The organism is Pseudomonas brassicae (genome assembly GCF_010671725.1).
In the GTDB taxonomy this organism is placed as follows: Bacteria; Pseudomonadota; Gammaproteobacteria; order Pseudomonadales; family Pseudomonadaceae; genus Aquipseudomonas; species Aquipseudomonas brassicae.
Genome location: NZ_JAAHBU010000226.1, coordinates 1 through 4,287, shown reverse-complemented (window position 1 = coordinate 4,287; position 4,287 = coordinate 1). Strand labels below are relative to the sequence as shown.

6 protein-coding genes are annotated in these 4,287 nt (G+C 64.6%); 3 read left to right on the top strand and 3 right to left on the bottom strand.

What is annotated here, in order from left to right; all coding sequences use genetic code 11:
* A partial coding sequence (locus G3436_RS15970; protein WP_163946699.1) for a MaoC family dehydratase occupies window positions 1-342 on the bottom strand: 342 nt, incomplete at its 3' end.
* 169 nt (window positions 343-511) lie between these two features.
* Here G3436_RS15970 and G3436_RS15965 point away from each other — a divergent pair.
* From G3436_RS15965 to G3436_RS15955, 3 genes are read left to right on the top strand one after another with little or no spacing between them, the layout of a single operon-like run.
* Window positions 512-874, top strand: a complete 363-nt coding sequence (locus tag G3436_RS15965) for a CidA/LrgA family protein (RefSeq protein WP_163946696.1) — start codon at window positions 512-514, stop codon at window positions 872-874.
* Entirely contained in the window at window positions 871-1,587 is a 717-nt protein-coding gene (locus tag G3436_RS15960) for an LrgB family protein (protein ID WP_163946694.1), read from the top strand. The genes G3436_RS15965 and G3436_RS15960 overlap by 4 nt, the downstream gene beginning before the upstream one ends.
* 9 nt (window positions 1,588-1,596) lie before the next feature.
* Window positions 1,597-2,202 carry an LON peptidase substrate-binding domain-containing protein gene (locus tag G3436_RS15955; RefSeq protein ID WP_163946691.1) on the top strand — a complete coding sequence of 202 codons (606 nt, stop codon included), beginning with the start codon at window positions 1,597-1,599 and terminating at the stop codon, window positions 2,200-2,202.
* A 3-nt stretch (window positions 2,203-2,205) separates the two neighbouring features.
* On the opposite strand, the gene G3436_RS15950 is transcribed toward G3436_RS15955, so the two are convergent.
* Complete coding sequence (locus tag G3436_RS15950; protein ID WP_163946688.1) at window positions 2,206-3,522, bottom strand: bifunctional DedA family/phosphatase PAP2 family protein; 1,317 nt, start codon at window positions 3,520-3,522, stop codon at window positions 2,206-2,208.
* A 4-nt stretch (window positions 3,523-3,526) separates the two neighbouring features.
* Window positions 3,527-4,219 (bottom strand): DNA-3-methyladenine glycosylase, encoded by a 693-nt coding sequence (locus G3436_RS15945; RefSeq protein ID WP_163946686.1) that lies wholly within the window; start codon window positions 4,217-4,219, stop codon window positions 3,527-3,529.
* Window positions 4,220-4,287 lie beyond the last annotated feature (68 nt).

Genomic DNA, 4,287 nt, shown 5'->3' with positions numbered 1-4,287 from the left:
CTCGCTCAGCTCGACCTTGAGCCGCACGCGTGTGTTGACCTTGACCGGCTGGATGAAACGCACGCTGTCCAGGCCGTAGTTGACCACCATCTTCAACCCTTCGGGCAGCACGAGGATGTCTTCCATCAGCTTGGGGATCAGTGACAGGGTGAGGAAGCCATGGGCAATCGTGCTGCCAAATGGCGTTTTTGCCGCCTTCACCGGGTCCACATGGATGAACTGAAAATCCCCCGTGGCCTCGGCAAACAGGTTGATGCGCTCTTGATCGATGGTCAGCCATTCGGAACGTCCCAGTTCCTTTCCAATGTACTGCGCCAGCTCTGCAACGGGTACATGAGGCATGCGACTCTCCAGGTTGTCGTTGATGTTTTTGTGACTGCGGCAGATTCAAGTGCTTAAGATCAGCACGCCCACCGGGTGTGGTCAAGTCAGCATGATTTCAACGAATATCAGGCTATAGGCCACTCGTTAGCGTGCTTATAATGGCCGCCAGGCCTGAGGGAGAAGTGCAATGTTGTTGCGTGGTTTGACGTGGCTCGTGCTGTTCCAGTTGCTGGGTACGGCTATCAATCACCTGTTTCTGTCGATGCTGCCGGGTCCGATCATCGGGCTGGTGCTGCTGCTCGGCTACCTGATGCTGCGCGGCGAAGTCAGTGCGCCACTGAGCGAGGCGTCCGCCAGCCTGCTGCGTTACCTGCCGCTGCTGCTGGTGCCGCCGGCTGTCGGGGTGATGGTGTATGCCAGCGATATCGCTGCGGATTTCTGGGCGATCGTCGGCTCGCTGGTGCTGTCGGTGCTGATCGCCATCGCGTTCTGTGGCGTGCTGATGCAAAAGCTCATCAACCGTCAGACCAGGCGTGGGGAGCAGCCATGAGCCTGGACTGGCATGGCGCGGTCGAGGCCGTGATCCATCACCCGCTGTTCGGCATCGGCATCACCTTGGGCGCGTATCAGCTGGTGCTGGCGGCCTACGACAAGACCCGCTGGATTTTCCTGCAGCCGGTGCTGGTGTCGATGCTGGTGGTCATCGCGGTGCTGCTCACCTGCGGGGTGTCGTATGCCGAGTACCGCAAGAGCACCGAGATCATGAACATCCTGCTGGGGCCGGCCACCGTGGCGCTGGCCGTGCCGCTCTATCTCAACCTGCGGCGTATTCGGCAACTGTTGTGGCCGACCTTGACTACGCTGGTAATCGGCGGTGTGGTGGCCACCGGTGCGTGCCTGCTGCTGGGCGGGTGGCTCGGTGCGGAACACATGATCCTGATGACCATGGCACCCAAGTCGGTGACGTCGCCGATCGCCATGCTGGTGGCCGAACAGATCGGCGGCGTGGCGGCACTGGCGGCGGTGTTCGTGCTGATCACCGGGGTGATCGGCGCGATCTTCGGCCCGGCGCTGCTGTCGGCCTGCCGGGTCGACAGCCCCGAAGCCCGTGGCATGGCACTGGGTATCAGTGCGCACGCGGTGGGTACGGCGGTGGCACTGCAAGAGAGCGAAGAGACCGGGGCGTTCGCGGCCCTGGGCATGAGCCTGATGGGGGTGGTCACGGCGGTGTTCCTGCCGTTGGCGGTTAGCCTGGTTGCGTGAGGACTTGACATGACATTGCCGCTGTTCCCGCTCAATACCGTGTTGTTCCCTGGCTGCACGCTCGACCTGCAGATCTTCGAAGCACGCTATCTGGACATGATCGGCCGTTGCATGAAGCAGGGTGGCGGCTTTGGCGTGGTGTGCATCCTGGACGGCGAGCAGGTCGGCAGGGCGCCGGCCGGGTTCGCGCAGATCGGTTGCGAGGCCGTGATTCGCGACTTCCAGCAGCAGGACAACGGCCTGCTCGGTATTCGTGTGGAGGGCCTGCGGCGTTTTGACGTGGGGCCCATCGAGGTGCAGAAGGACCAGTTGCTGCTGGCCGACGTGAGCTGGCGCAGCGAGCAGGACGATGCGCCGCTGCAGGACGATGACCACGACCTGCTGGCCTTGCTGGCGGCGTTGGGTGAGCACCCGCTGGTCGCGGCGCTGGGCATGCCGGTGCATGCCGTTGGCCAGCAGGCCATTGGTCAGCAGGCGCTGGCCAATCAACTGGCCTACCTGCTGCCATTTGACGACCAGGACAAGCTCGAACTGCTGGCGATCGACTCGCCCCGTCAGCGCCTGGATGCGATCCAGGCGCTGCTCGAGCGGCTTCAGGGTGAACTGTTCGCCTGACCCTCAGTACTGGTAACGCAACAGTGCGTCGGGCAACGCGTGCAGTGCAAAGAACGCCAGCGTGCCGACACTCGCCGGCAGGATCAGCCACCACACCCTCAAGGGCATCGCACTGAGCGGCGTGCGATGCTGCACCAGGGTCAGGCTGGTGGCGCACACGCAGCATGCGAGCATCGAGCCGGCGAGGATGTCGGTTGGCCAGTGCGCGCCCAGGTAAACCCGCGACAGCGCAATCGACAGCGCCGGCAGGCAGCCCAGCAGGATCCAGGTCAGGCGCATGCGCGGTGGCTGCCCGCGCCCGGCCAGTACCGCCAGCACCAGAAAGAATGCGAACGATGCCGAACTGTGCCCGCTGGGCATGCTGTAGGTGGTCAGCGGGTCGCTGAGTACCTCGGGGCGGGCGCGGGCGAACAGCCACTTGAGCGTGCCGTTGGCCAGCGCGGTGCCCATCAGTGTGGCGCCGGCAAAGATCGCCGGGCGCCATTGCCGGGCCAGCAGCAACAGGCCGGTAAGCACGCCGCCCAGCACCAGTTGGGTGCGGAAGTCGCCCAGCCGGGTGATCAGTACGATGGTGCCGTCCAGGGTGCTGCGTCGGTGTTCCTGCACCAGGGTCATCAGGCCCTGGTCGAACTGGATCAGGTACGGCCAGCCGATGAACATCGCCGCCAGAAACACCAGGCTCAACGCGGCGATCCAGCGGGTGCCATAGCGCTGGCTGCGCAGGCTGCTGTTGACGCTCACGCCGATCAGCACGGCCAGGCCGCCGGCGATGATGCCGGCTTGCGTCCAGAAGCCTTCGGGCAGCGGCAGGCGCATGGCCGCCCCGGTGGCCCAGCCGGGCAGCAGGTAGGCCATCGACCAGCCGGCACCGGCCACCAGGCTGACCGCGATGAAGCGCGGCAGCGGCATGTCGAACATGCCCGCGACCATCGGCAGCATGGGGCGCAGCGGGCCGATGAAGCGCCCCACCAGCAGGCTGGCGATGCCGTAGCGCTGGAAGTAGCTCTCGGCGCTGCCGATCCATTCCGGGTGATGACGCAGCAGCGGCAAACGCCGGATGTTCTGGTGGAAGCGTCGGCCCAGTGTGTAGGAAATCGCGTCACCCAGCAGCCCGCCGAGAAAGCCCAGCAACAGGGTTTCACTCAGCCCCAGTGCGCCACTACCCGCCAATACGGCCACGGCAAACAGCAGCACGGTGCCGGGCACGATGATCCCGGCGATGGCCAGGCACTCGATGCACGCCACCACGAAGATCGCCAGGCCTAGCCATTGCGGGTTTGCGGTCAGCCAGCCAGTGAGGCTGTCGAGCCATGCGCCCATGGTGTCAATTTCCTTGTGTCAGTAAGAAGTAGTCGAGCCCTTCGACTTGCCCACGGCGCAGCGGGTTCCGGGTGCAGTGGCGGGCAAAGTCGGCGTCGACGAAACGGTAGGGCAGATGTTCGTCGCGGCCGTGGGGGATGCCCAGGCGTGTCGTCTGAATAATGTGTTTCACCGTGATACCGCAATCCTCGACAAACAGCTGGTCGGGGTCGAAACGCTTGGCGTCCCAGTGCGCCACTTTCAGGCCCAGGGCCTTGCACAGCAACGTCTGCCCGGCGCACAGGCGTTCGGGTGTGCGTGCCAGGCCGTTGGCGTCGGGGTTGTTCAACTGCATTTGTGCCAGGCTGTTGCGGTCGCTGACGGCATCCACCCAGGGGTAGGCCGACTTGATCAGCACTGCGTTGCCCGGGCCGTGGGCGCTGAAGTTCAACGAGTCGCCGCCGCGGGCGTAGTACATGTAGATGTGGCCGCCGTCGAGGAACAGCGCCTTGCGCTTTTCGGTGTAGCCGAGCGAGGCGTGGCTGCCTTTGTCGGTGACGTAATAGGCTTCGGTCTCGATGATGCGCGCCGACAGCCAGAGCGCGCCCTGACGGTGGCGGATGACCTTGCCGAGCAAGGCTTTGGCCAGGGTCTGCGCATCGCGGTCGAAGAAACCGTCGGGGAGGGCCCGGGGTGGGCAGGGGGCGAGTTCGGTCATGCGGGCGATGATAGCAATTTATGTCTATTTGTTTGCATCGCCTGGGCCGGCCCCTTCGCTGGCCAGCC

What these genes read in the sequence shown, in the direction of transcription:
- G3436_RS15945 (WP_163946686.1), bottom strand. Translation starts at nt 4,219, where the DNA reads ATGACCGAACTCGCCCCCTGCCCACCCCGGGCCCTCCCCGACGGTTTC.
- G3436_RS15955 (WP_163946691.1), top strand. Translation starts at nt 1,597, where the DNA reads ATGACATTGCCGCTGTTCCCGCTCAATACCGTGTTGTTCCCTGGCTGC.
- G3436_RS15950 (WP_163946688.1), bottom strand. Translation starts at nt 3,522, where the DNA reads ATGGGCGCATGGCTCGACAGCCTCACTGGCTGGCTGACCGCAAACCCG.
- G3436_RS15965 (WP_163946696.1), top strand. Translation starts at nt 512, where the DNA reads ATGTTGTTGCGTGGTTTGACGTGGCTCGTGCTGTTCCAGTTGCTGGGT.
- G3436_RS15960 (WP_163946694.1), top strand. Translation starts at nt 871, where the DNA reads ATGAGCCTGGACTGGCATGGCGCGGTCGAGGCCGTGATCCATCACCCG.